General features: G+C 63.6%; 22 protein-coding genes, 1 tRNA gene and 1 pseudogene. 1 reads left to right on the top strand and 23 read right to left on the bottom strand.

Features of this window, described 5'->3' with window-relative positions:
- Positions 1 to 36: 36 nt before the first annotated feature.
- Complete coding sequence (locus KW836_RS27155) at positions 37 to 840, top strand: BPSS1780 family membrane protein (RefSeq protein ID WP_224776787.1); 804 nt, start codon at positions 37 to 39, stop codon at positions 838 to 840.
- A gap of 6 nt (positions 841 to 846) precedes the next feature.
- Here the strand turns inward: KW836_RS27155 and KW836_RS28205 are convergent.
- The 23 genes and pseudogenes from KW836_RS28205 to hisC form a co-directional block, all read right to left on the bottom strand.
- Positions 847 to 1,080 (bottom strand): annotated as a pseudogene (locus KW836_RS28205) (DUF192 domain-containing protein); the annotation flags it as partial.
- A complete protein-coding gene (locus KW836_RS27165; protein ID WP_218345267.1) occupies positions 1,077 to 1,949 on the bottom strand; it encodes a type II secretion system F family protein in 873 nt (290 codons plus the stop codon). The pseudogene KW836_RS28205 and the gene KW836_RS27165, both read right to left, overlap by 4 nt.
- Before the next feature lie 11 nt (positions 1,950 to 1,960).
- A complete protein-coding gene (locus tag KW836_RS27170) occupies positions 1,961 to 2,806 on the bottom strand; it encodes a type II secretion system F family protein (protein ID WP_218345268.1) in 846 nt (281 codons plus the stop codon).
- Positions 2,803 to 4,494 (bottom strand): ATPase, T2SS/T4P/T4SS family, encoded by a 1,692-nt coding sequence (locus KW836_RS27175; protein WP_218345300.1) that lies wholly within the window; start codon positions 4,492 to 4,494, stop codon positions 2,803 to 2,805. The genes KW836_RS27170 and KW836_RS27175 overlap by 4 nt, the downstream gene beginning before the upstream one ends.
- A complete protein-coding gene (locus KW836_RS27180) occupies positions 4,494 to 5,861 on the bottom strand; it encodes a type II and III secretion system protein family protein (protein WP_218345269.1) in 1,368 nt (455 codons plus the stop codon). Before KW836_RS27180 ends, KW836_RS27175 begins: the two co-directional genes overlap by 1 nt.
- Positions 5,858 to 6,661 (bottom strand): Flp pilus assembly protein CpaB, encoded by an 804-nt coding sequence (gene cpaB / locus KW836_RS27185; protein WP_218345270.1) that lies wholly within the window; start codon positions 6,659 to 6,661, stop codon positions 5,858 to 5,860. The genes KW836_RS27180 and cpaB overlap by 4 nt, the downstream gene beginning before the upstream one ends.
- Positions 6,658 to 7,359 carry a hypothetical protein gene (locus KW836_RS27190; protein WP_218345271.1) on the bottom strand — a complete coding sequence of 234 codons (702 nt, stop codon included), beginning with the start codon at positions 7,357 to 7,359 and terminating at the stop codon, positions 6,658 to 6,660. The genes cpaB and KW836_RS27190 overlap by 4 nt, the downstream gene beginning before the upstream one ends.
- Complete coding sequence (locus KW836_RS27195) at positions 7,356 to 7,937, bottom strand: pilus assembly protein (RefSeq protein WP_370633082.1); 582 nt, start codon at positions 7,935 to 7,937, stop codon at positions 7,356 to 7,358. Before KW836_RS27195 ends, KW836_RS27190 begins: the two co-directional genes overlap by 4 nt.
- Before the next feature lie 32 nt (positions 7,938 to 7,969).
- Positions 7,970 to 9,373 carry a hypothetical protein gene (locus tag KW836_RS27200; RefSeq protein WP_218345273.1) on the bottom strand — a complete coding sequence of 468 codons (1,404 nt, stop codon included), beginning with the start codon at positions 9,371 to 9,373 and terminating at the stop codon, positions 7,970 to 7,972.
- Positions 9,374 to 9,386: 13 nt separating this feature from the next.
- A complete protein-coding gene (locus KW836_RS27205; RefSeq protein ID WP_056315734.1) occupies positions 9,387 to 9,653 on the bottom strand; it encodes a hypothetical protein in 267 nt (88 codons plus the stop codon).
- A 361-nt stretch (positions 9,654 to 10,014) separates the two neighbouring features.
- Positions 10,015 to 12,585 carry an autotransporter outer membrane beta-barrel domain-containing protein gene (locus KW836_RS27210; RefSeq protein ID WP_218345274.1) on the bottom strand — a complete coding sequence of 857 codons (2,571 nt, stop codon included), beginning with the start codon at positions 12,583 to 12,585 and terminating at the stop codon, positions 10,015 to 10,017.
- Between the two features lie 265 nt (positions 12,586 to 12,850).
- A tRNA-Ile gene (locus KW836_RS27215) sits at positions 12,851 to 12,929 on the bottom strand.
- Between the two features lie 7 nt (positions 12,930 to 12,936).
- Positions 12,937 to 15,204 carry an RNA polymerase sigma factor RpoD gene (gene rpoD / locus KW836_RS27220; protein WP_175139236.1) on the bottom strand — a complete coding sequence of 756 codons (2,268 nt, stop codon included), beginning with the start codon at positions 15,202 to 15,204 and terminating at the stop codon, positions 12,937 to 12,939.
- A 695-nt stretch (positions 15,205 to 15,899) separates the two neighbouring features.
- Positions 15,900 to 17,981: a DNA primase gene (gene dnaG / locus KW836_RS27225; RefSeq protein ID WP_218345275.1), complete on the bottom strand. Its 2,082-nt coding sequence runs from the start codon at positions 17,979 to 17,981 to the stop codon at positions 15,900 to 15,902.
- 19 nt (positions 17,982 to 18,000) lie between these two features.
- Positions 18,001 to 18,213 carry a 30S ribosomal protein S21 gene (gene rpsU / locus KW836_RS27230; RefSeq protein WP_006218592.1) on the bottom strand — a complete coding sequence of 71 codons (213 nt, stop codon included), beginning with the start codon at positions 18,211 to 18,213 and terminating at the stop codon, positions 18,001 to 18,003.
- Positions 18,214 to 18,470: 257 nt separating this feature from the next.
- Positions 18,471 to 19,013: a phosphoribosyltransferase gene (locus tag KW836_RS27235; RefSeq protein ID WP_056315724.1), complete on the bottom strand. Its 543-nt coding sequence runs from the start codon at positions 19,011 to 19,013 to the stop codon at positions 18,471 to 18,473.
- Between the two features lie 81 nt (positions 19,014 to 19,094).
- On the bottom strand, positions 19,095 to 20,390 hold the full coding sequence (locus tag KW836_RS27240; RefSeq protein ID WP_218345276.1) for an adenylosuccinate synthase: 1,296 nt from the start codon (positions 20,388 to 20,390) through the stop codon (positions 19,095 to 19,097).
- A 76-nt stretch (positions 20,391 to 20,466) separates the two neighbouring features.
- Positions 20,467 to 21,624, bottom strand: coding sequence for an ATP phosphoribosyltransferase regulatory subunit (locus tag KW836_RS27245; protein ID WP_175139278.1), 1,158 nt, complete (start codon positions 21,622 to 21,624; stop codon positions 20,467 to 20,469).
- A 267-nt stretch (positions 21,625 to 21,891) separates the two neighbouring features.
- The gene (gene hflC / locus KW836_RS27250) at positions 21,892 to 22,794 is read right to left on the bottom strand and encodes a protease modulator HflC (protein ID WP_175125028.1); all 903 of its coding nucleotides are present in this window, start codon (positions 22,792 to 22,794) and stop codon (positions 21,892 to 21,894) included.
- An 18-nt stretch (positions 22,795 to 22,812) separates the two neighbouring features.
- Entirely contained in the window at positions 22,813 to 24,111 is a 1,299-nt protein-coding gene (gene hflK / locus KW836_RS27255; RefSeq protein WP_175125029.1) for an FtsH protease activity modulator HflK, read from the bottom strand.
- Positions 24,077 to 25,183: a GTPase HflX gene (hflX, locus tag KW836_RS27260; RefSeq protein WP_175125030.1), complete on the bottom strand. Its 1,107-nt coding sequence runs from the start codon at positions 25,181 to 25,183 to the stop codon at positions 24,077 to 24,079. The genes hflK and hflX overlap by 35 nt, the downstream gene beginning before the upstream one ends.
- Before the next feature lie 84 nt (positions 25,184 to 25,267).
- On the bottom strand, positions 25,268 to 25,504 hold the full coding sequence (gene hfq, locus KW836_RS27265; protein WP_006218585.1) for an RNA chaperone Hfq: 237 nt from the start codon (positions 25,502 to 25,504) through the stop codon (positions 25,268 to 25,270).
- A 156-nt stretch (positions 25,505 to 25,660) separates the two neighbouring features.
- Entirely contained in the window at positions 25,661 to 26,734 is a 1,074-nt protein-coding gene (gene hisC / locus KW836_RS27270) for a histidinol-phosphate transaminase (protein ID WP_218345277.1), read from the bottom strand.

Here is a 26,734-nt window from a genome sequence, read left to right on the forward strand (position 1 = left end):
CATCCCCTATTTGAGAGAACTCCCTTCTAGAGAGCCATGCAAGCAGCATTTCTACCCGCGACGTCCGGCTGGCTTTGGGTCCGCGACGGATTCCGTCTGTTCCGCAAACAACCCCTGGCCATGTTCACCTGGGCCATGGCGATCAGCCTGCTCGTCGTCTTTGCATCGGCAACGCCGCCGGTCGGCCCGATGCTGGTCGTGGCCCTGATGCCCATCATCACCCTGATGACGCTGTCCGCGTGCAAGCACGTCGAGGCCGACCGCGTCATGCTGCCGTCCATGTGGGGCAAGCCGCTCAAACAGCCCGGCGTATTCCGCAAGCTGTTCCTGATGGGTCTGCTGTATGCCGGCCTTTGCCTGGTGACAGGCCTGGCCATCTTCCTGCCCTTTTCCGATTCGATGATGGAAGGCATGCGCATCGCCTCGGTCGAAAAGAGCATGGAGCCGATCCTGTCGGCCATGGCCATGCCGCTGATGCTGTTCGCAATTTGCTACGTGGTGATCGCGGCCCTGTTCTGGCACGCGCCCGTGCTGGTGGCCTGGCACGGTCTGCGCCTGACGCAAGCCCTGTTCTTCTCCGGCATCGCGTGCTGGCGCAACAAGCTGCCGTTCATGGTGTATGGCGTTTGCTGGATCATGGTGTTTCTGTTCATCGACCTGTGCGCCGGATTGCTGGTTGCCGTCGGTTTATCGCCCCAATTTGCCGGCACGCTGCAGATTCCGTTCAACATCGCGGCGGGCGGCGTCCTGTACTGCAGCTTCTATCCGGCCTATACCTCCGTGTTCGGCATCAATAACCCCGGCACGCATCTCGACAACGGCAACGGCGCGCAGGCATAACGTCACCCGCCACGGCGCAAGCGCCCGGCGCAATCCCACCACCCGGCCGTCCCGGCCGATAAACGCCACGTCGATGGCGTAGCGCATACCAAAGGTATGCACCGCGGCGCAGGGAGTCAGCAGCACGCCTGCCCGCGGCCCCGGCGGGGCCCGCCCCAGCAACCCACGCATACGCCCCCACCACCGCTTCACGGTCAGCAACCGCAGGCGCCCTTCGCATAATGGCATGGGGCGGCTCATTGCACGCTCTGCAATAACTGAACCGCAATCGGAAACGCCAGCACGATAAACGTGCACGGAAAGATGCAGCCGATCAACGGCAGCAGCATCTTCACCGGCGCCTGCATCGCCAGTTGCTCGGCCCTCGTGTGGCGATCGCTGCGGCATTGCGCCGCCTGCGCGCGCAAGACCGGCCCCAGGCTGGCCCCAAGCGCCTCCGCCTGCGCCAGAGCCGCCGCCCAGTTTCGCGCCAGCGCGCTGTTGCTGCGCTCGGCCAATGTCTTGATCGCCACGGTTCTGGACACGCCCGCCCGCATTTCTGCCAGGGCATCCGTGAGCGCGTCGCGCAGCACACCCGGCGGACCGCTTTGTGCCGCCAATTGCAGCGCGCCCTGCACGCTCAAGCCCGCTTCGACGCACAGCGTCATCATGTCGAACACGAAGGGCAGATCCCGTTCGATGGCGCGGCATCGCTGCGCACCCAGCCCCTTCAACCACAACGCCGGCGCCATGCCGGCGGCCAGCGCACACGCCAGCGCCCAGGGCAGCAGCGCCGCGTCGCCCGGCGGCGCCAGCGCAAGCGCTCCGGCGGCGGCCATGCCGCCGGCAGCGATAGCCGCGCTAGCGCACAACGCCGCGATGTGCGCATACCCGACTTCCCGCGGCAACGCCGCCCGTTCTATTGCCTGGTCCAGCCGTAGCCGCCACCGCCACGAGCAGAGCCGACCCGCCAACGGCGCCACCGCAGCGATCCAGGGCCATGCGACGCGCCACCACCACGGCATGGCGCGCGCCGCATTCTGTTCCGCCTTCAACAACGGTCTCAACAGCACCCACGCAAGCCAGGCCGTCCCGGCTGCCGTCGCGGACATGCTCAGGTATAGCCACATCCCGCCCCCACTCAGATATCAATCCGCATGATTCGCCGGATCAGCATTACGCCGGCCGTCTCCAGCACCGCCACGATGGCCAGCACGCCCCACCCCATCGGCGTATGCCACAACAGCCCCATGATTTCCGGCTCCAGTCGGTCGAGCACCGCCAGCAACAGCAAAGGCAAAGCCCCGACGATCCATGCCTGCAGCCGCCCCTGGGACGTCAACGCCAGCAGCTTTGCCTGCAATTGAAGGCGGACACGCAATGTCTGCGCGATGCTCTCCAGGGCTTCCGCCAGATTGCCGCCGGTCTTTGCCGCGATGCGCATTGCCGCCACCACCAGCGAGGTCGAGTCAGCAGGCATCCTGGCCTGCAGATTGTCCAGCGCAACGTCCCACGGCACGCCCAGACGCTGTTCCCGCAGCATCAGACCGAACTCCTGGGCGAGCGGTGCGCTGCTTTGTTCCACGACATGGCGCAAACCGGTCGTCATGGCCACGCCGGCCCGCAACGCGGATGCCAGCATCAACAGCGCCATGGGCAATTGCGCTTCAAAGCGTCGCGCACGCCGTCGCCGCAAACCTTCTACAACCATTCGTGGCAGCCGCGCCGACGGGAGAGCGAACAAGACCGCCACCAGCGCGCTGCCGGTGGCCGTGAACGCGGCGACCGCGGCCGCTACACCGCAGCCAACTGCGCCCACCCACAATTGGCGCGGGTCGATGAACAAAAACACTTCGCTCAAGCGCACGCTCGCGTCCTGGGTGTAGACCTCGCGGTAGCGCCGAAGCGCCGGCGCAAACCAGTTCTGCGCACGCCACGCCAGCAACCCGGCGCACACCATGGCGGCCGCTGCCGCAAGCCAGATCATGGCAAGCCCTGCGCAAAAGCGCCGAAGTCAGGCACCCGGCCCGCCGAGTCCGAAAACCATGCGGTATCCAGGCTTACGCCCTTGTCCCCCCATTCCTGCGCGAATCCAGGTAGCGCGCCGCATCCGCGAAACCCATGGGCTCGATCAAAGCCGAACAGGTCCTGCAACTGAATGCGGCCGCTTTCCATGCCTGCCACTTCAACGATCGCGGTGATGACCCGGCGTCCATCCGACAACCGCGCCTGCTGCACGACCACGTCCACACTGGCGGCAATGTGTTCGCGGACCGCCGACAGCGGCAGGTCCAGCCCCGCCATCAAAATCATGGATTCCAACCGGGCCAAGGCGTCCCGTGGAGAATTGGCGTGCAGTGTGGTCAGGGAGCCTTCATGGCCCGTATTCATGGCCGTCAGCATGTCGAACGCCTCAGCGCCCCGGCACTCGCCCACCACGATGCGGTCCGGCCGCATACGCAACGCGTTGCGCACGAGTTCCCGGATGTCGACTCGGCCCCTGCCTTCCTGGTTTGCCGGCCGCGCCTCCAGCGCGACCAGATGCGCATGGTGCAGCCGCAACTCCGCCGCGTCTTCAATCGTGACCACGCGCTCGCCGTCAGGAATCTCGTTCGACAGGATGTTCAGCAGCGTCGTCTTGCCGGAACCCGTACCGCCCGACACGACCAGGTTCTTGCGCATCCTGACGCATAGCGACAGAAATCGTGCCATCGGGTCGCTCAGCGCGCCCAGCGCAATCAGGTCTGGCATCTGCGGCCGCCGCTGCGGAAACTTCCGGATGGTCAGGCTGGCGCCCTTCATCGCCACGGGCGGAATGATGGCGTGCACCCGTGACCCATCGGGCAGCCGCGCATCCACCATCGGAGAACTTTCATCGATGCGGCGTCCCAATGGGGTCACGATGCGTTCGATCACCCAGCGCACCGATTGCTCGCTGGTGAACGCAGCCGGTTCGCGCCACAGGCGGCCCGCACGCTCGACGTAAATTTCGTCGTAGCGGTTGACCATGATTTCCGTGATATCCGGCGCAGCGAGCAACGGTTCCAGCGGCCCGAGTCCCACCGCTTCATCCAGCACCTCGCGGCAGAGCGCCGCCTTGTCGGCCTGCGACGGAAGTTCGGCGTCCGTGGCCACGATCTGCATCAAAAGACGCTCGGCCTCGGCGCGGAGCATGCCATCGCTCATCCCGGCCACATCGCGCCGGCGCAGGTCCAACGCGTTCAGCAGGGCCGCATGGAGGCGGCGGCGGTCGTGCAGCCGATGAGCGGGGCCCGGCGAAGCGACCGCCGCCGGGACGCAATCAGCATCGTACGTAGGAGGTTGTCCGGATTGCGCGGCGCCCCAAGGCGCGGCATCCGGAGTGTCGACGCGGTCGGCTGCCTCGGGCGCAAGCCTCGACACGCGTAGCCTGCAAGGCCCGATAAGGATCTCGTCGTGAGGCAGCACCGGCGCGTGCCGCACCACCCTGACGCCGTTGACCATCGTACCCGCCAGCGTACCCAGGTCTTCCAGGACGATGACGTCTGCTTCGCAAACCAGCCGGGCATGTTGCCGGCCAATCCTCCAGGTTGGAATCCGCAACGCGCAATCAGCGCCCCTTCCAATCAGCACCGGCGCGGGCAGCTTGAGCTGCTGCTGCGCGGCGTCCTCAAAGGTCAGTTCAATATTTAGCATCACGGCCCTTTCGCCAATGTCGAACCAGCACCCGCCGAACGCGTGACCCATTGCGAGCCGGCGCCCGCATAGGGATCCCACCCAGCCGCGTCGGAAGGCACCGCCGTTCCCAGTTGGGGAGGATTCGGAAACGTCGACTCAAGCATCTCGCGTCCGCGCCGAACGCGATCCGCCATGGCGGGCTCGCCCTGCGACACGATCTTTGGCGTCACGAAGATAGCCAGTTCGGTCTCGCGGCGCTGATAGCGGGTAGAGGAAAACAACGCGCCCAGGATCGGAATGTTCCGCAGACCCGGCAAGCCGCTGACGTCGGAGCCCTGCTCGCGCGAGAGAAAGCCGCCGATGACAAGCGTGTTGCCGGAACGCACATTGAACTCGGTAGACGCGCGGCGTGTCCGCAGCGCCGGGCCGCCCGGAAGGCTTAGCGAGGTGTCGACTGAACTGGCCTCCACTTCGATGAGCGACCGGATGACGCCGTTGCGGTCGATCCGAGGCGTGATGTTCAGCGACACGCCATAGGGTTTGAATAGCGTGGTGGGATTGCCTTGCGCATCGGTGGAAGCGTAAGGCACTTCCCCGCCTGCAAGAAAGGTCGCGCTCGCGCCGCTTCGGGCAAGAAGCTGCGGTTGCGCGAGCATGACCGCTTCTCCGGTTTGCGCCAGCGCGGCAATACGTGCCGACAGCAACGCGTTGACGCCGAAGTAACCCGCGGCCGACGAGACCGGTGCCGCCGTCTCGATGATCTGCTCGCCCGGCCGGGTCATGCGGCCACGAGATCCGCCATCCCACGCCAATCCTGCATTGACGCCCCCCTGCGTCAGGCCATCCCAGCGCACGCCAAACTCCTGCAGCCGCGACGTGGGAATTTCGACCACCTGCACGTCCAGCAGCACCATGCGGTCCCACCCGACCTGTCCCGTGAAATCCACGACCTCCGGATACCGGTCCGCCAGCGCCGCGATGCGCGAGCGGTCATCGTCGGACAGATCGTCGCCTTCGATCAAAATGCGGCCGCCCACGCTCGAGCTTCGCGCACCCGGGATGCGGGAGAGCAGGCTAAGAACCTCTTCGCGCAAGCGCGGCGTACCGGCGGCCACCACGCGTAGCTCGTAGGCCGCGATGCGATCGCGGCCTGCCCAGACATGCACGGACGACACGCCTTCCGCCCTTGCGAACACCACGATCTCGCGCCCTTCGGCAGCCACGGCGTTGACCACCTGGCTATTGCCGATGGCCACCCGCCTCACGCCAGGGTGCGGCAACACGCGGGTCTCGCCGACCTGCAGTTCCAATGTCTGGGTGTCAGACCATGCGGGGTGGCAAACCAGGCACAGCACGAAGACCAGGAAAGTTCTTATTGGCGTCATGGCCCCTCCGAGTCGATGCTTGCCCACGCGTCCAGGCGATCGCCATAAAGAATGGCAACGCCCGGCGCAGGCTTGGGTTCAGCGTCCAGTCCGATGAGCGAAGCCAGATCGCTTTGCGCGGCGGGGTTCACGGATGCTGCGTCATCGCGATGACGCAACATTGCAGTCAACACCCCAGCCTGCCGCGCGGCGATGAACCGCATGGCTTCATCGGGCGTCGCCGCCAAGGTGATGTTGCCAGCGCCGTCCTCGCCCCCGACGGTCAGGACGCGCATGCTCTGCAGCACCGGCACGGTGAGCTCGCGTTGGCGGTGATTGAAGGTCACATAGATGTCGATCGCGTCGCCGCCCTTCAGCATGTCCGCCAGCCCGCCGAGATCCGTGGCGGCAACCGTGAGAGCGCGCTGCCCCGCTCGGAGCCGCGCCGCCAGCGAGGGCTGCGGCGCTTCGAAGGTCATGAAACTTCTGAGCAGGGGTTCGCCATGCGCGACATCAGCAAGAAGCGTGGCGCCGATCACGCTGACAACCTCAAGGGGATCCACACTGGCCCCCGGCGCCCAGGGCTGCGGAATCTGGCGCACAGCAAGGTGCATCTCTTCGAGTAGCGTGCCGGCCGGCAGGTCATAAGCAGCCACCAGGCGACTGACCGACGGCGTGTGCGCCTCGGCTTCCAGCGCCTGGACGCGCTGCTGGACGTGTTCCCGCACGGCCCAGGCGGCCACCAGTCCTGCCAGCACGGCCAATCCGTACACGCCGGTACGGCGCAGCCGCACGGCGCCGCGAATGATCCAGGGATTCATGGCGCCCACCCCAGTGCACGCAGCCCGCTGCCGCCGTCCAAAGGCACCAACCACAGCTTCATCCGCTCGCGTTCACGCGCCCACCATTGATCGGCGCCTTCGCCCTGCTGAACCCATCCCGCCCGCCGCATTCCGGCATCGAGGAGTTCGGCCAGTTTTTGCGGCGGCACCGCGTACTGCCAGATGCGGTCGGAAACCTTGACGCCGGACTCCATCACGGCGACATCCGATTTGACGCGCGCGCCCTTCGGCAGCCACCCGGGCAACTGCGCGGTGGGAGCCGCACGAACACTGATCGCCGAAAGGCTGCCGACAGTACGGTCCATTCCAGCACTTTCCAATTGCGCAACCCAGCGGTCATTGCCGACGCGGCCGGACAAGATGAGTTGTCCGGGCAGCACGTGCAGATCTGCCAATGCAGGCTGCTGGGCAGCCAGCGCTTTAGCTACGGCCGACGGGTTTTGGGGCACATCGAGCACCCATACCTGCGCCGGCATCCCGTGCAGCCACATCCGGTCCGCCAGGCGCTCGCGCACAGCCCCCGCGGGCAATCGCAGGCCCTCAAGGCTGAGGACGCCCGCTGACGCACTGGCGCGCTGAGGCAGCAACAATCCACCGCACAGGCCAACGCCGACAGCGAGCAAACCAACGCGGCGCCACATGCCCCACCGCTTGGGAAACGTTCGTGCCCGATTCATCTTCCGTCCTCCGCACGCTTGCCAAGCCGATCATTCGGCACCACGTCATGCCACGCCGAAAGCCAATCCAGCGACAACGCAGGCCGCCCCCATGGGACCTCGACCTTGCTGACTTGACGCTGCATGCGCTCGGCCTCGGCCAGCGACGTGCGGCCGGCCTGCAACCACCCTGCCGACGATGCGCCCACGCGTCGTTGCGCGTCGGCGTCGCCATGCGCATAGCCCGCTCCGCTTGCGATACTGATGTGACGCGAGATCGGCAATCCAAACATGGCGTTCCCCGGAAGCGGCAGCGAACGGGTCTGCACGGACAACAACTGCATTGCCCCGCCGAACCAGTCGTTCTGCAACGCCGCGGCGCCGGCCACGGCGGTCCCCGGCCGACTCTGGGCCGCGTCGGTCAGGACCATTCCTGACGGCGCACGCAGCGTTGCCGCCGGCTGCCCCAACGCCACCGCCATGACAGCCTGCCGGCTGACTTGCGTGTTGCGCTGCGCTGAAAACTGCATGGCGCCGATATCGGAGACCGCCCAGAGCAGCACTGCCAACAGCGGCAAAATCAGCAACGCCTCGACCACCGCCTGCCCGCGTTCGGTTGACCCGCGCCTCTTCATCGAAGCCTCCCGGCCTGCACGGCTTCCTGCTGCGTAAGCGCGGACAGGCGAGCCTGCCAATAGGGCCGAAAGAGCGTGGCCAGTTCCGACCTGCCGTCGGCGCGCCGTTCCGGCCGCGCAAAGTGCGTCTCGGCCGCCGTGCTGACCGTGACGGCGCCGGTCCGCCCCAATGCGGTGTAGCGAAACTGACCAGTTGGCGCGGTGACGGCACTGTCGGCATCCGTGGTTTTAACGACGGAGGAATCCAGGCTGACCGCAATGGCAAACCGTAAGGGCTCAGCAAGACGCTTCGACGCGACTTCCCGATACGCCGGCAGTCCGCGCCCCGGCCAGCGCCGGGTCGACGCCATGGCGTAGGAGTTCGCCATCGGATTGGTGGCCCCGTCAAAGATGTTCCACGAGGTGGCGTGCTCGACCCACCGCCAGAAGTCCTCCTGCGAAAAGTCCGCGGGCGGATCCTCGACATATTCCACGTCGTCTGGGGCACGGCTTTTTTCGCCCTGCACGGTTCCCCATCCCATCGCGTACTCGCGAAAATAGCAGCCGATCCAACGGTTCGAGCGCAGCGCGTGGTAGGACTGCGTGTCCAACGCGCCCCAATGGCCGTCCGGCCCCAGCCAGGTCGAACCGCGCCGCCTGAGCTCGTGCCGATGCAAGGGACAACGTGAGCTGACTGCCCAAGGATTGCGACGTGTGTCGTTGCGGCGATTCAGGAACCCATAGCGAGCCACCGCGTCTTCCGTTGCAGGGCGCAAGCCGGCCATGCGCGTCGCGGCGTGGCGCTCCGTGTAGCCAGGCCACCCGTCGGCCAGCAGTCTCAGATCAATTGGCGATGCAGCAGCGGACGCCCCGCCAGCGTTGATCTCACCGAACGCCGGATAGTTGGCAGTCAGCACCTCACGCATTGCACGGTCCCGTGATGCCGTAAGGTCACCCACAATCTCTCGCGCCGCCATTTCCAGCACTTGATGCACGACGCGATCGTGTTGCGCGAAAGCAGAGGCGAGCCGGCCGTCGGCATTCGAAAGCCCCCGCGCGCCCTGATAGGCCGCCCCGGCGTCGGGTCCGAAAAGCATGGCGATCAGGCTGGCCGGCGGATTGCCTCGCTGGCGCTGCGATTGCATCGCATCGAGATAGTGCGCGGACGCCCCCAACGTCACCAGATGCGCCATGGCAACCTGATGCGCGATCTGGCTGCGATTCACGTAGGCAATGGCATTGAGTGCGCGCGCCTGAACCAGCGCGCCGCTATAGGCGGCCGCGTCGGCCGCATGGGTGAGGCGGCCTCGAGCCTCGATGGTCTGGCCAAAGTTGTACAGGACCACCAGCGACGCCGCACCGACGGCCGCAATGACGATACCCAAGACCAGGGCTTGGCCGCGCTGTTGATCGGCGAACATGATGGATGCGCCCTCAATTCGCGATCTCGGCATTGCCGGTAAATGACTTGAGCGATCGCGCCTTGGTCTGCGCGGCAGCCTTCTGGGCCGCCTGCTGCGCGGCTTTGGATTGCGTGCTGCCATCTTCGCCGGCCAGCTCGCGGGCCATCGCTGCCGTCTGCGAACGCACCACTTGTCCGAAATACTGATAGACCGCGATTGCCGCGACGGCGACCAGCGCCACCACGACAATGTACTCGGTCATACCCTGGCCCAACTGGCGTTTTCGATGCCCCCACATGTCTGCTCTCCCGTGCAATGAACGTGGAGGCCAGTGTCGCCAGCCGGCGGCCGGCGAACAATTCGTGGATGCCGAGACGGACAAATTCGCCCCCGCACCTTGACGCGCGCGCCCGTCGGCGAACCTGGAGAAGAAGATGATTCAACCCCGTTTATCGCAAGGGTTTCCCCTATTGCCGGGCCGGATTGCCAGCAGTAGATTTGAGTTGCCGGGCTGTCTGACACCCATCGCGTGCGAAGCCGGGCAGGAGCGCCTCAGACTCATCTTGAGCTGGGGCGCTCTTCCATTTGGGGGGCCTGCTGGCGGGGCTTTGCTATTCGCGGGAGCTATTGCCCTTTCGCGTACGAGCCTTGGACGGTCCCTACCATTGCACGCGAAATCCGATCATGCCGCCCACGGAATGGTTGTCGCTCATGTTGTTGGTGGCGCCGGCTACGCTCAGGTTGCCATACACACCGTAGCGCCCCTTGTTCCACAGATAGGTTCCACCGACGCCAAGCTCGGCCCACAGACGCTCATCCCGGCTTCTAAAAGACACGCCAGCCACGTTGACGTTTGTGCCATTCATGAACTCGTTATAGAGATTCGCGATGGCGTACACATGCGTTCGCCCCGCCGCGTCCTTCGTAGCAGAAGACTCAGGTTCATAGTCGAGCGACACGCCCAAACGTCCGGTCAGACTGTCGCCATCGTCAAGCCGCACCTTCGCGCCGAACGGGTCCGTGAAACTGTCGAAGTCCACGCGAGACCGAATCAACTGCGCCTGCGGAGTCAGCGAGAACCCCTTGCCGATGTCATAGCGATAGCCCGTCTCCACGGAGATGGCGACGCCGTTTCCGTTGTTGCCCTTCACCTCATCACGCCCGATCGTGCGCGACGAGATATCGCTGTCGAACCACATGGTCTGCAATTGTCCATCCACGTAGAACCCGCTGGCCCCGTACCACGTCAGGCTGGCGCCCACGCCCGTGCCGGTCGTGTCGATCTCGCCCCGGCCATACGGAGACGCAATATCGGCGGACGCGTTGCCATGAGAAAGATTCACGCCGGCCACCAGCATCGACCCATCCGGCCGGCGGTTCGCCACGACGTCAATGCCGGTTTGCAGCTTCCACAGATCGATATCCCGGCTCGACTTCGTCGCCGACTGTGCCGGGTTCATTGAACTGGTGGACCCTTGGATGCGAGCCCACCCCCCGTATTTTTCTCCGGCTGCGGGCAGTTGACCGTCAGTTCGCCAGAACCGGTTTCCGATGCGTTGCTGCAACGTCGGCACCGTATTGAGGGAAGCGAGCACCTGGGGATACTGCTCGAAAAGCGGTATGCCAGGCTGATAGCGCGGCCCCTCTTCGGGCATGCCGGGAATTTCCTCCACCGGTGCGCCAGGCCCGGGTCCGGGTTCCGGAATGGGTCCGGGCCCTGGTTCCGGTTCGGGAGCCGTCCCGGGCTCCCTGAACTCGGATACGAGGTACCAGTGACCGTCCGCGGGCGTCTCGCTGCCGCCGTGTTCAAGCGTGTAGGCATACGCGCCGGCGATCACGGCTTGCTGACCGTTTTCGGCCCGGTAATCGCCCTGAAGGGTGAAGGCATTTGCGGGCGACGCGCCGCCGACCTCTATAACTCGAATTCCGTTTACCGTCTGCGCCCCGCTGCCACTCAGGTTGGTGACTTTGACAGCGGTATTGCCCGCAACATTGCCTGTCACAACCAGTTTGTCAGCGGGCGACGCATCATTGCCAAGCACCGTCTCCAGTTGCAGCAACGAACCGCTGCTACCCGTGTAGTTTCCGCTGATGGTCAGCGTGCCCAACGATGCCCCGGGCGATACGGTGCCTGCGTTGACGACACTGCCCACCCGTCCGCGCCCTTCCAACGTACCGCCCGTAAGAATCTGCATCGACGCGCCCGACAGATCGCGATTGACCTGAAGAATGCCCGCGCTGCCTATTCGCGCGACACCCGTAAAGTCCCTGTGGTCCGCATTCAGGATGGTGCGCCCCGCCATCGCTTCCAGCCGCCCGCCGCCGACCAATCCAGTATTGGACCCCGCGCCATTGTTGGCGCCATTGTTGATCGTCGCATCGAACACATAACTGGAAGACGTGTGATTGAAAATCACACGGCTGTCGCCCGGGCCAAATGAAACGCGCGTGGTTTCCAGCGTGCCAGGCGCGACCGGCGCAGTGCCCGCATCGCTGCCGATGACAAGCTTGCCGATCCCGGAAGCTGTCGAGCCTATCAACGCGCCGGGAGCGATCACCTTCCCGCCTTCGGAGATCGTCAGGCTGCCACTTCCGAACGAGCCAATCTGAATGGGCGAGCCGGAAAGCCACTGAGAATTGGCCCCGCTAACCGTCACCGCTCCTTTGCCGCCAAAGACGCCAATGGAGCCTGACCCCGTCGAAACATAGCCGCCGTCCGCGATGTTCAAACTCCCCACACCCGACATCCCGATGAAGAGCAGCTGATTGTTTATCCATTGCGAGCCCGCGCCAGTGACGGTCACAACGCCTACGCCATCGTCGAATTCCCCGAGCGTGGCGCGCTGACTCTGGACCACGCCGCCCCCGGCAACCGTCAGCGTCCCTGCCGCACTCCACCCTACATTCAGCATGCTTAAACCGTTGAAGGACACCTCCCATCGCGCGTTCGGTCCTGTCACCGAGACCAACCCGGCGCCGCCGGAAATACCCCCCAGGTAAGCGTCGGGGCTGCTCACCAGGCCGCCACTCAACACATTCAGCGTGCCGGTTCCCGCGTTACCGACAAGGAGAGAAGTATTTATGTTCCAGGGGGAAGCCTGCGTACCCGGGACGGATACCGTCTGCCCGCTCTCGATGGTGATCTGAGCGGCCGATAGCCAAGGAAATGCCAGGAGAGGGAGCAGCGACGAGCGAGAAAGCACGCCGGCATGCAGAGGGTTGTTTTTCATGAAACTTCCTCCGATCGGGCTTCGGTATCAGCACATGCCAAACATCGGACGGGGCGGATGGGCCCTTCCCTCATCGCCCACAGCCGTGGGCGGTTTCGAGGATTATTGAGGAATAGTCCTTTTGGACGAGGAAGTGTTACGCGGGGTTACCAATACGGAACGGTCAACGATGCGCGGTCATTGAGCCTTCTCGTACGCCTGGACGCCAAAAACAAAACAGCCGCCATTGCTGGCGGCTGCGGTACCTGATCGCTCAGGATTTCTTTGGTAGGCCCCCCGAGAGTCGAACTCGGCACCAACGGATTATGAGTCCGCTGCTCTAACCAGGCATGAGCTAGAGGCCCAGGAAATTTACTGCCCTTCCAGGAAGCTCTTCAGCTTGTCGGCCCGGCTGGGGTGACGCAGCTTGCGCAGCGCTTTAGCCTCTATTTGGCGGATGCGCTCGCGCGTGACGTCGAACTGCTTGCCCACTTCTTCCAGGGTCTGGTCCGTGCTCATTTCGATACCGAAACGCATGCGCAGGACCTTGGCTTCACGCGGGGTCAGAGAGTCTAGCACTTCCTTGACCACGTCGCGCATCGAACCATGCAGCGCTGCATCCGAAGGCGCCAGCGTGGACGTGTCTTCGATGAAATCACCCAGGTGCGAATCGTCGTCGTCACCGATGGGCGTTTCCATGGAGATCGGTTCCTTGGCGATCTTCAGGATCTTGCGGATCTTGTCCTCAGGCATGTCCATCTTCTGCGCCAGCGTCGCGGGATCCGGCTCAGCGCCGGTTTCCTGCAGAATCTGACGGCTGATGCGGTTCATCTTGTTGATCGTTTCGATCATGTGAACCGGAATACGGATGGTGCGCGCCTGGTCGGCGATGGAGCGCGTGATGGCCTGACGGATCCACCACGTTGCGTAGGTCGAGAACTTGTAGCCGCGACGGTATTCGAACTTGTCCACGGCCTTCATCAGGCCAATGTTGCCTTCCTGGATCAGATCCAGGAACTGCAGGCCACGGTTCGTGTACTTCTTGGCGATCGAGATCACCAGACGCAGGTTGGCTTCGGTCATTTCGCGCTTGGCCTTGCGAGCCTTGGCTTCGCCGGTGGCCATGCGCTTGTTGACGTCCTTCAGGTCCTTCAACGGCAGCACGACGCGCGTTTGCAGGTCGATCAGCTTTTGCTGCAGTTCCTGCACGGCGGGAATCTGGCGCTCCAGCGTTTCGGCGTACGGATGGCCAGCGGCCACTTCGTCGACGACCCACTGCAGATTCGTTTCGTTGCCCGGGAACACCTTGATGAAGTGCAGGCGCGGCATGCCGGCCCGGTCCACACACGTATGCAGGACAGCGCGCTCGAGCTGACGGACTTCTTCAACCTGGTTGCGCAGCGTGTCGGCCAGCTTTTCCACCATCTTGGCGGTGAAGCGGATGCCCATCAGTTCGTTCTGGATGGATTCCTGGGCGCGCACGTAGATGTCCGACTTGTAGCCGTCCTTCTCGTACGACAGGCGCATCTTGTCGAACTGCTTGTTGACCTCGTCGAACTTGGCCAGAGCCTTGACGCGCAGGTCTTCCAGCTGCTTGCTGGACATGCCGCCGGCGGGGCCGTCGTCGCTTTCGTCTTCATCCGCGGTGACACCGGCGCCGGCGTATTCTTCGCCGTCTTCCGGATCGACCAGGCCGTCGACGACTTCGTCGATCTGCGCCTGGCCTTCACGCACGCGGGTGATGTGGGCCAGGATTTCGTTGATGGTGGTCGGGCAGGCCGAGATGGCCATGACCATGTGCTTCAGGCCGTCTTCGATGCGCTTGGCGATTTCGATTTCGCCTTCGCGGGTCAGCAGCTCGACCGAGCCCATTTCGCGCATGTACATGCGGACCGGGTCGGTGGTGCGGCCGAAATCGGAGTCCACGGTCGTGAGCGCGGCTTCGGCTTCGTCTTCGACGTCGTCGTCGTTGGACGCCACCGGCGCGTTTTCGCTCATCAGCAGGGTTTCGGCATCGGGCGCCTGGTCATAGACCGCGATACCCATGTCGCTGAAGGTGCTGATGATGCCGTCGATGGCTTCCGCGTCGACCAGATCGTCGGGCAGATGGTCGTTGATTTCACCGTACGTCAGGTAGCCGCGGTCCTTGCCCAGCTTGATCAGCTGCTTCAGGCGATTGCGGCGCGCTTCGTATTCTTCCGGCGTGACGGGACCGCGGGCGATCAGATCCTTGGGATCGGCCTTGCCACGTTTGCCGCCGCGCTTCGGCGGCTTCAGGTCGGGCAGGACTTCGCCTTCGCCGTCCATCGGATCGTCGAAACCATCGGAGTCGTTGTTGGCGTTCTTGGCGGGGCGGCCCGGACGGCGGCCGCTCGGTGCGGGGCGTGCGCTGCCGACCAGGTCGGCAAGCTTGTCTTCGGCCTTCTTGGCGCGGGCCTTCGTCACCTTTTCAGGCTTGTCCGCGGCAACGGCCGTCTTGGCTGCCTTTTTGGCGGCCGTCTTGACAGCGGGCTTGGCGACCTTCACCGCCGTCTTGGCGGGCGCTTTTTCCGCGGCCATGCTGACGGCGCGCTTGGGCGCCACAGCCTGGGTTTCGGCCGCATCAATTGCAGAGGAGGATTTGCCGGTGGATTTGGTCATAGTCGCTTCCGTGGTCGTCGCAACCCGTTTGGGCATGTTGCACCGCATAACGCCGCGCCGGGTACGGACCCGGGGCGGCTTGGAATACGGGTAAATCTGGTGGATCGGCGGAGTTCACGCGGCTGCGTTGTTCGCAGCACCGGCTCTTTCGAGCCCTTCTGGCGCCGTACCGGGTGCTTTACCGTTCTGGCGCAAGACGTGCATGACCTCATTCACCGGCGGATTCCGGACGTTGGGGGGGCTGCCTGCCTATAAATAGGCTTTGCTCGCTTATCGGGCCATTGCCCCAAGCAGCTAGGTATACACAGCACCCGAACCACTAACGCCACGCGGATTGACCGCCGCTGAACTGCTATTGATCCACCGCTCAGCTATATTAATTAACCATGTAACAATTCAGACACACGCATCCGGATTTTTTGAAGCGTTCAACTACCGGGTGCCCGAGCGGCTTGCCGCTCTCGTCCAATTGGCACAATAAGTATTAGATTCCGGCATCCGGAATAGATTCCGGTGCCCAACTACATTTCACGTTCCTGCTACTGCTGTATCGGTATGGCGAACAATCAACTTCCATACCGACCTTCAATTTTGTCGATCATGCAACAGTCGGGTCGCAACTGGCAATGGCGTTAAGCCTTGACCAGCGCACTTGGGCACCCCGCATGAGCGGAAAACCTTTGATTTTAGCGTATTTAGCGCAACCCAGCACCTTTCAAGACCGTCATACGGCTAGACAGCTCCAGATAGCGTTTGCGCGCCTCTTCCGAAGCAAGCCCTGAAGCGGCCAGCTTGGCCATTTCCGTTTTCGCCGAATCGAATTCGATTCGCCGCAAGGCGTCGTCCCATTCGGTCTGGGGATCAGGCAGGTCTTCCTGAGCGAGGATGTCCGCCCGCAACCCTTTCAAGACAGTGGCCAGGTCCGAGTCCGGCTCAGCGGCCTCCAGTAACGCACCGACATGGCGCGCACCGCTGGTTTGCGCCAGCATGATCAGGTCCCGTACCAATCCTAGATGGGGGCCATGGTCGATGACTTCAAGCTGCTGGTCGCCCATGGAGTCCACCAGTTCGGGATGGGCAAGCAGCAGACTCAACAGCCGCTTGGCCAGGGACGGCATGGTGCGGCGCCCCTCGAAGCCGCCAACGTCATTGTCGCGCCGGCCTTTCCAGTTGCCCTTGCCACCTTTCCAATCGCCCTTGCCCTTCCAGTCGCCCTTACCTTTCCAGTCGCTTTTGCCCTTCCATTCCTGCTTGCCGCCTTGTTGCCAGCCGCCCGCGCCGCCGCTCGGCTCGTCGCCGTGCGAGGCGTACTGGCCGTAATCGGTGAAGTCCGACTCGTCTGCCGGAATGTCGCTGAAGTCGTGGTTGCCGAAGTCGTAGCCCATGTCGGGCGGACCGCCGTCATGACCGGGCTCGCCACCCGAAGGCATTCCGGCTTCACCCGCGCCGGGCGCTGGCCGCGGGCCGGGTGCGAACGGTTTGGCGGGTTGCTGCGCCAAGACCTGCGCCATTTCCTCGGGCGTCAGCTGAACCAGCTTGGCCATTTCCCGTTCGATCTGCACGCGCAGCGCACATTCAGGAATCGCTGACAACAGCGGCTTGGCCTCGTGAAGGCAACTGGCGCGGCCTTCGGCTTCGTTCATGTTGTGATGCGATGCAAGCTCGTCCAGGAGGAACCGGGACAGCGCCACGGCATCGCCCAGACACGCGCGGAACGCTTCGGCCCCCAATTCGCGCACATACGAATCGGGATCATGCTCGGCCGGCAGGAACAGAAAGCGGATCGCGATATCGTCCCTGAGCACCGGCAGACAGGCCTGCAGCGCGCGCCAGGCTGCACGCCGTCCGGCCTTGTCACCGTCGAAGCTGAAGATGACTTTGTCGCTGGACCGCAGCAGCTTCTTGACGTGATCCGGGGTGGTGGCGGTGCCCAGCGTGGCGACGGCATTGGCGATGCCCTGCTGCGCCAGCCCGACCACATCCATGTAGCCTTCGACGACGATGACCTGACCTTCCTGGCGGATGGCTTGACGCGCCTCCCACAGGCCGTAGAGCTCCTGCCCTTTTGAAAACAAGGGCGTCTCGGGCGAGTTCAGGTACTTGGGCTCGCCTTTGCCGATGATCCGGCCGCCAAATCCGATAAGACTGCCGCGCGCGTTGCGGATCGGGAACATCACCCGCTCGCGGAAGCGGTCGTAGCGGCGCCCGTCTTCGGACTCGATGACGAGTCCGGACTCCACCAGCGTGGGGTCTTCGTAATTGGGAAACACCTGGGACAAGCCGTGGCGGTCCGTACCGGACCAACCCAATCCAAAATGCGCAGCAATTTCGCCGGTCAGACCGCGCTGCTTCAAATAGCGGACGGCCGCGGGAGAAGCACGCAACTGTTTCAGGTAATGGGCTTGGGCCGCATCGAGCACCTGCGTATGGCGGGACTCTTCGGCCTTGCGGCGCGCCGATTCCTGCTGCTGGCGGGGACTGCGGTTTTCTTCGGGGACCGTCATTCCCGCCGACGCCGCGAGCGTGCGCACGGCGTCGGGGAAACTGGCGCCCGTATGTTCCATCAAGAAGGTGATGGCGCTGCCGTGTGCACCACATCCGAAGCAGTGATAGAACTGCTTGGTGGGGCTGACAGTGAACGAGGGGCTTTTTTCGTTATGAAAGGGGCACAGGCCAAGCAAGTTGGCCCCACCCTTTCGCAACTGCACATATCGCCCGACAACGTCGACGACGTCGACTCGGGCGAGCAAATCCTGGATGAATGATTCTGGAATCAATAGATTCGGGAATCAGAAATCAATACAGGCGCGGGGGCAGTTGTTGGCTACGGATGCGCTTGTAGTGGCGCTTCACGGCGGCGGCATGCTTGCGCTTGCGCTCGGCGGTGGGCTTCTCATAGAACTCGCGCGAGCGCAGTTCGGTGAGCAAACCGGTCTTTTCGATGGTGCGCTTGAAGCGGCGCAGAGCGGCTTCAAACGGTTCGTTTTCCTTCAGTCGAACGATAGGCATAAAGTAATTGGCCTGCTTGTAGGGTAACAAAGTTGATGACAAACCTGGCTTGCTTTTCCAGCAACGCCTTGAAAGCGCAACCCGGGCACGCTTTCGCCCGGGTTTGAGCTGGCTGTTTCCGTTACCCAAAGACTACCCAGAGAGTAACAAGCCAAGTTCGGTTTAGCGATAACCAGCGATTCTAGCATGGGTAAGGACGGTTTGCCTACTGCCAGCGCTCGACCGCGGCCAGCACCCCGTCCCTGCCCCGCCGGCGATCAGCTCTGGGAACCCTTGCGGATCCAGGCTTCCAGCTGATGGGGACGCAAGCTGTCGTAATCTTCAAACGGCTGGTGAATCCAGGGATTCGTGGGCAGCTTCTCGACGTAATAGTCGGGCGTTGCCAGGGAATGTCCCTTCCACCACAGCACGGCGCTGCGCAATTCGGTGATGTCGGCGAACTGGCTCTTCAGGTGATCGAACACCTTGTTGAACGTCTTGCCGGTATCAACCATGTCGTCCACCAGCAACACCCGGCCGGAAAGCGTGCCGCGGGTGATGGTGATGAACTGGGCGATGTCCATGTCGCCTTGCTTGGTGCCGGCTGCCTCGCGATAGCTGCTGGTGGCAAGAATGCCCAGCGGCACGTCAAAAATACGCGACATGACGTCGCCCACACGCATACCGCCGCGCGCCAGGCAAAGAATCTTGTCAAACTTCCAGCCCGACTGATGCACCTGCAAAGTAAGGCGCTCGATCAAGCGGTTGTAATCGTCCCACGTTACCCACAGATGGCTATCGTCACTGGTCGGCGTGCTCATAGGCAAGCATCTCCTGCACAAAAATACGAAAAGGCCGCCGCCGGTATGACCGGCGGCGGCCTTGGGAATAATAACCCGATGTCAGCCCTTCAGGGGATGACGCAAAACAATGGTCTCGTTGCGGTCCGGACCGGTGGACACCAGGTCGATCGGCACACCGCAGACTTCCGCCACGCGCTCGAGATAGCGGCGGGCCGCGGCGGGCAGCTTGGCGTATTCGGTGATGCCGACGGTGGACTCGCTCCAGCCGGGCAGCTCTTCGAGCACCGGTTGCGCCTGCGCCACGGCGTGCGCGCCATAGGGCAGCACGTCGCGGAATTCACCATCGACGCGATAACCGACGCCCAACTGGATGGTTTCCAGGCCGTCCAGCACGTCCAGCTTGGTGATGCACAGACCGGAAATGCCGTTCAGACGGACCGAACGCTTCAGCGCCGCGCCGTCGAACCAACCGCAGCGGCGCGGACGGCCCGTGACCGAACCGAATTCCTTGCCGATGGTGGCCAGGCGGGTGCCGATCTCGTCGACCAGTTCCGTGGGGAACGGGCCGGAGCCGACGCGCGTGGTGTACGCCTTGGTGATGCCCAGGACGTAATCCAGTTGCTGGGGACCCACGCCGGCGCCGGCCGAGGCCGCACCTGCCACGCAGTTGCTGCTGGTGACGAAGGGGTACGTGCCGTGATCGACGTCCAGCAACGCGCCTTGTGCGCCTTCGAACAGGAGGCGCTTGCCTTCCTGCTGCATGGCGTACAGGTTGCTGGAGACATCCTTGACCATCGGGGCGATGGCCGGCGCGAGCGCCATGGCTTGATCGCGGACTTCGTTGGCCGAAACGGCTTCCGCGCCCAGGTACTTGGTCAGCACGAAGTTGTGGTAATCCAGCACTTCGGCGAGCTTTTCGTCGAACAGCGAAGGATTGAAGAGATCTTGCACGCGCAGGGCACGGCGGGCGACCTTGTCTTCGTAGGCCGGGCCGATGCCGCGACCGGTGGTGCCGATCTTGCCCTCGCCCTTGCGTGCTTCACGCGCCTTGTCGATGGCGACGTGGTACGGCAGGATCAGCGGGCAGATTTCGGAGATCTGCAGGCGCGAACGCACATCCAGGCCGGCGGCCTCCAGCTCTTCGATTTCCTTGAGCAGGGCTTCCGGGGACAGCACGACGCCATTGCCGATGAAGCAGGTGACGCCGGGGTGCATGATGCCCGACGGGATCAGGCGAAGAATCGTCTTCTTGCCATTGATCCACAGCGTATGGCCGGCATTGTGACCGCCCTGGAAGCGGACCACGCCCTGGACGGATTCCGCCAGCCAGTCGACGATCTTGCCCTTGCCCTCGTCACCCCATTGGGTGCCGATTACGACTACGTTCTTGCTCATGATACGAATCAATTTCGAGTTTCTCGGGAAATCCGGAAATCTCCCCGCGGCCCCCTCGTTTCCGAGAGGGAGTTAGTCACAGCGTTTTGACCGTCCAGACGCCATCCTGCAGCGCCAGCTCGCGATCGCAAACGAATTCGTCCTGATCCTGCTCGTGACCGGGCAATACCTGAACGACGATTTCCCCTGACCGGCGCAAGCGGCGAACCGCCTCGGTCAGAGCGGGGGCTTGCCCCCAGGGCGCACGAACCGCTCGCGCCCTTTCCGCCGGCGGCAGACCCGCCGCCAGCTTGCGTAAATCAAGACTGAAGCCCGTGGCCGGACGCGCGCGGCCGAACGCGCGACTGACGTCGTCGTAGCGGCCACCACTGACCAACGCGTCGTGCCAGCCTTCGGCGTACAGGGCGAACTTGACGCCCGTGTGGTAAGCGTAACCGCCCACGTCGGCCAGATCCACACTGAACGACACGTTCGGCATCGCATCCACCACCGCCTGAAGCGCGTCGAGCGCCTCGGCGACACCCGGCAGTGCCGGCAGGTCGCGGCGGGCAACCTTGAGCACTTCGGGACCACCGTACAACGTGGGCAGCAACTGCAGCGCCTTCAACGTTTCCGGACGAATGCCGGGCGCGCGCGCCACGAGCTCACCCAATCCGGGCACATCCTTGTCGCGCATCAGCCGGATGGCGTCCTGCGCCAGTTCGGCCGCTGCCGGGTCCGATTTCAGGATGGCGCGCAGCACGCCGGAATGACACAGGTCCAGGCGCGGATTGCGCACGCCAGCGATGGCAACCGTTTCCAGCACGAGCTGGATGATTTCGAGGTCGGCTTCGAATCCGGCATGGCCGTAGATTTCAGCGCCGATCTGCAGCAGTTCGCGGCTGGACAGCAAGTCCGAGGGGCGCGCATGCAGCACGTTGCCGCAGTAACACAGGCGGGTGACGCCCGCGCGGTTCAGCAAGTGCGCGTCGATGCGCGTAACCTGGGGAGTCATGTCCGCGCGCACGCCCAGCGTGCGGCCCGAAAGCTGGTCGACCAGCTTGCAGGTGCGCAGATCCAGATCGCTGCCGGTGCCCGACAGCAATGAATCGATGTACTCGACCAGGGGCGGCGCGACCAGCTCGAACCCGTAAGTACGGTAAAGATCGAGAAGTTCGCGGCGCAGTTCCTCGATGCGCCGAGCCTCTGCCGGAAGTACGTCGGCAAGGCTTTCGGGCAGCAGCCAGTTACCCATGAATGTGTTTACCTGAATAACGCCAAGTGATGCGTGGGCGTCGCCCAAACGAAAAGCGGCTGAGGGGCGTAAGCCCGCTCAGCCGCTGCGGAATGTTTTCTAGCTTACGCGGTATTGTACATGGTTCAGCCGCGAGCGCCAGCCGTGGGTCGGGCGTGGCCGGACTGCCCGGCCGCGCCCTCGATACCGGGCGGAAATCGTCCCGCCTGAAGCAGAAAAGCCCCTCAGGGACCCGAGGGGCTTTTCGTTCGTGCTAGCTGGGCAAGATCACTTGGCCGGCACGGTGACCGGCGCCAAGGCAGCGCCCGCCGGATCCTTCATGAACTGGAAGAAGCTGGAGCTGGGGTCCACGACCAGTACATCGCCCGGCTTGGAGAACGATGCGCGATAGGCTTCCAGGCTCTTGTAGTACGTGTAGAAGTCCGGGTTCTTGCCATAGGCTTGGGCGTAGATGGCTGCCGCTGCGGCGTCCCCCTCACCCATGATGCCCTGGGCCTTGGCGTACGCCTGGGCCACGATGACCTCGCGCTGGCGATCTGCTTCCGCGCGAATCTTCTCGCCTTCGGCGGCGCCGATGGAACGCAGCTCGTTGGCGACGCGGGTACGCTCGGCTTCCATGCGGCGGTAGACCGACTCGGAGATTTCCGGTGCGAACTCGATGCGGCGCAGGCGCACGTCGACGATCTGCACGCCCAGGGGCTCGGCACGCTTGGCGACGTTTTCCAGGATCTCCGTCATGATCTTGTCGCGTTCGGTCGAGACCACGTCCCGCACGGTACGCACGTTGACCGACGCGTTCAGGGCGTCGCGGATCTGAGCCTGCAGACGCTCTTGGGCCGCGCGCTCGTTACCGCCGAACGTCACGTAGAACACGCGGGGATCCGCAATGCGCCACTTGACGTAGGAGTCGATCAGCAGGTTCTTCTTTTCGGAAGTCTGGATGCGCTCGGCTTCGTTGGTTTCGATGGTCAGAATGCGCTTGTCGAGCGTGACGACATTCTGGAAAGGCGGCGGAACCTTGAAGTAAAGGCCAGGTTCGCTGATGACGCGGCGGACCTCGCCCAGCGAGAACACCAAGGCATAGTCGCGCTCGCGCACCACGAAAACGCTGGAGGAAAGGAGGGCCAGCACGATGAGCAGGCCGACCAGGATGGGCATAAGACGATTCATGTTCAGGACTCCTCCGGATTAGCGCGACATACGGTCGCGAGGCAGCGTGTTGCTATTGCTGCTGCCGGAAGGCTGCGGCACCGGCGCGGCCGTACCGCGCGGAGGCTGCTGGACAGGTGCATTGGACACGGGCGAGCCAGAGCTGCCGATGTTCGACTTGCCTGCGTCCTGAGCGGCCAGATGCATGATCTTGTCCAGGGGCAAATACAACATGTTGTTGTTGCTCTTGGTGTCGACCATGACCTTGCTGGCGCGGGTGAAGATGTCCTGCATGCTTTCCAGGTACATGCGCTGGCGCATGACTTGAGGCGACTTTTCGTATTCGCCCAGGATGCTGGTGAAGCGCGACGTATTACCTTGCGCATCGCCGACGACCTTGGCCTTGTAACCTTCAGCCTGTTCCGTCATGCGCGATGCCTGACCGCTGGCCAGCGGCACGACCTGATTGGCGTAGGCCTGGCCTTCGTTGATCTGGCGCTCGCGATCCTGACCGGCCTTGACGGCGTCGTCGAACGCGGCCTGCACCTGCTCGGGCGGCTGCACGTTCTGGATGGCGACAGTACTGATCTGCACGCCCGTCTGGTAGCGATCGAGGATCTGCTGCATCAGCGCCTGGACTTGGGAAGCCACCGTCGTACGCCCTTCGTACAGCACGAAGTCCATCGACTGTTTGCCCACGACTTCGCGCATGGCGGTTTCGGATGCCTGGCGCACGGACTCGTCCGGGTCGCGCGTCTTGAAGAGATAGTCGGGCGCGCCGTCTGCCTTCAGGCGGTACTGGACGACGAACTGCATATCGACGATGTTCTCGTCCGTCGTGAGCATCAGCGCTTCGGGCAGAACCTTGTTGCGCGCGCCGCCACGGAATCCGACTTCGAACGTGCGCAGTTGCGACACGTTGACGATTTCATGGCTTTGAATGGGGTACGGCAGACGCCACTGGAAACCGGCTTGCGACGTGCTCTTGTATTTGCCGAATTGGGTCACGACCGCGACCTGGCCTTCTTGCACGATGTAAAAGCCGCTGGCCAGCCAGATGCCCGCCGCGACCAGAGCAATGACGCCCAGGCCGATGCGTGTGCCGCGCGGGGATGGCGGCGTCATGCCGCCACGGTTGCCGGGGCGGTTATTGCCGCCACCGCCCTTGCGCCCGAACAGGTTCCCGATGCGATTGTTGAAATCGCGCCAGACCTCGTCCAGGTCAGGAGGGCCGTCTCCGTTGCCTTGGGGCCGCTTGGGCGGCGGCTCGGAGCCATTGTTGTTTCCACGACCCCAACCGGGGTCATTCAGATTGAAGAGTTTGATAATTCGCGGCATTGTTTCCCACAATCTGTCCGGTCTCCGCAATTGCCCCGCGCAACGCATCCAAACCGGCGCGCTCGGTGGCGCTTACAAATACTCGCGCAATCGTACCATGTGCATCGCGCTCCACCCGCGGTTCCAATCCCGCCCGGTCGATCTTGTTGTATACCAGAATGGTTGGAATCGCGGCAGCGCCTATTTCGGCGAGGACCTTGTTCACTTCGAAAATCTGCTCATCCCGCTGCGGGCTGGCCGAGTCCACCACATGCAGCAGCAGGTCGGCGTGCACGGTTTCTTCGAGGGTGGCCCGGAAGGCAGCAATAAGGTTGTGAGGCAGGTCGCGGATGAAGCCCACGGTGTCTGACACCACCACCGATCCGGCGCCTTCGATCCAGATGCGGCGCGTCGTCGTGTCCAGCGTGGCAAAGAGCTGGTCGGCGGCGTAGGCGTCGGCCCGGGTCAGCGCGTTGAACAGCGTCGACTTGCCGGCGTTGGTATAGCCGACCAGGGACACCGACAGCGCCCCACCCCGCGCGCGGGCGCGCCGTTGGGTGATGCGCTGGCGCTCGACTTTGTCGAGCCGTTCGCGCAGCGTCTTGACCTTGGCGCCGATCATGCGGCGGTCCATTTCGAGCTGGGATTCGCCGGGGCCTCGCATCCCGATGCCGCCACGCTGCCGCTCCAGGTGACTCCACATGCGCGTGAGGCGCGTGGCCAGATGCTGGAGCTGGGCCAGTTCGACCTGCAGCTTGCCTTCGTGGCTCTTTGCGCGCAGCGCGAAGATATCAAGAATGAGCGCCACGCGATCCACCACGCGCAGGTTGAAGGCGCGTTCAAGGTTGCGTTGTTGGGCGGGCGACAAAGGCTGATCGAAAAGGACGATATCGGCGAGCAGCGCCTGCGCCATCGCGACGCCCTCGTCGGCCTTGCCGGAGCCGATGAAGAACTTGGCGTCGGGACGATCGCGGCGGGCCGTCAGGGTGCCGACGATTTCGGCGCCCGCGCCCTTGGCCAGCATGGCGAATTCCTCGGCGTGCGCCGTGAAGTCCGGATCACCGAGATCCACACTGATGATCAGAGCGCGCATACATGCACCATATTCGAGCCAAAGCGAAAATGCCCGCCGACGGGAACCGTCTGGCGGGCAATAAAAGGTAAAGCTGGAGCGAGATTACTCAGCAGGGACTTCCACTTGAAAATTGACGGCACGCGCGGGGACGACGGTCGAGATGGCGTGCTTGTAGACCATTTGGGTGACCGTATTGCGCAGCAGCACCACGTATTGGTCGAAGGATTCGATTTGCCCTTGAAGCTTGATGCCGTTCACGAGGTAGATCGACACGGGCACATGATCCTTGCGCAGCGTGTTGAGGAACGGATCTTGCAGAGTTTGCCCTTTATTGCTCATTGGCCAGGCTCCATTTGATTGTTATTGAGTGATGACGCGCTTTTTGTACTGGTGGAGCACGCCGAAACACGTACTCTACAGGGTTTTCCCGGCCCGTGCTACTTGGCCGGGAAGCAAAAATGAGACCAGAGTTTTCCAGCTGAAAAGCCTCTGAAATCACGCCTGCAGGATCTCGTCGAGCGCTTGCAGAAGCATGTCGCATTGGCCTTCCGTACCCACCGTGATGCGCAGGAATTGTTCGATCCGAGCATGACGGAAATGACGCACGATGATGCTGCGTTCACGCAGGGCGGCGGCGAGCGTCGCGGCGTCTTTTTCCGGGTGGCGTGCGAACACGAAGTTCGCCGCCGACGGGAGCACCTCGAAGCCCAGCGACTCCAGCCCTGCGGTCATGCGCGACCGGGTTTCGATCACGGCGTTGCGGGTCTGCTCAAAATACTCCGTATCCTCCAGCGCCGCCACTGCGCCGGCGGACGCCAGCCGATCGATGGGGTAGGAGTTGAAACTGTTCTTTACCCGCTCCAGGCCGTCGATGAGCGCGGCGCTGCCCACGGCAAAGCCCACGCGCAAACCGGCCAGCGAGCGCGACTTGGAAAGCGTCTGCACCACCAGCAGGTTGTCGTAGCGCGAGACCAGCGGGATCACCGATTCGGCGCCGAAATCCACGTACGCCTCGTCGACGACGACGACCGTGTCAGGGTTGCCGGCGACGATGCGTTCGACTTCGGCGGCGCTGAGTGCGCGGCCGGTGGGGGCATTGGGGTTCGGGAAGATGATGGCGCCGGCCTGACCGTGGCGCGCCGGCAGGTAGTCTTCGACGTCGATGCGGAAGTCCGCGGTGAGCGGCATCGTTTCGAACTCGATGCCGTACAGGCCGCAATACACCGGGTAGAAGCTATAGGTGATGTCCGGGAACCGCAGCGGGCGATCATGCTTGAGCAGCGCAAGAAATGCGTGCGCCAGCACCTCGTCGGATCCGTTGCCCACGAACACCTGCTGCGGCTGCGCGCCGACGGCCGTTGCGATGGCCTCGCGCAGGCGGTCCGAGGACGGATCCGGATAGAGCTTGAGCGTATCGTCGCAGGCCGCGCGGATCGCATCGAGCACCTTGGGCGACGGCCCGTAAGGATGCTCGTTGGTGTTCAGCTTGACCAGATTCTGAAGCTTGGGCTGCTCGCCCGGCACATACGGACTGAGCGTCCCAACAACGGGACTCCAGAAACGGCTCAT

It is taken from the genome of Achromobacter sp. ACM05, assembly GCF_019218915.1.
GTDB classification, from domain to species: Bacteria; Pseudomonadota; Gammaproteobacteria; order Burkholderiales; family Burkholderiaceae_B; genus Achromobacter; species Achromobacter animicus.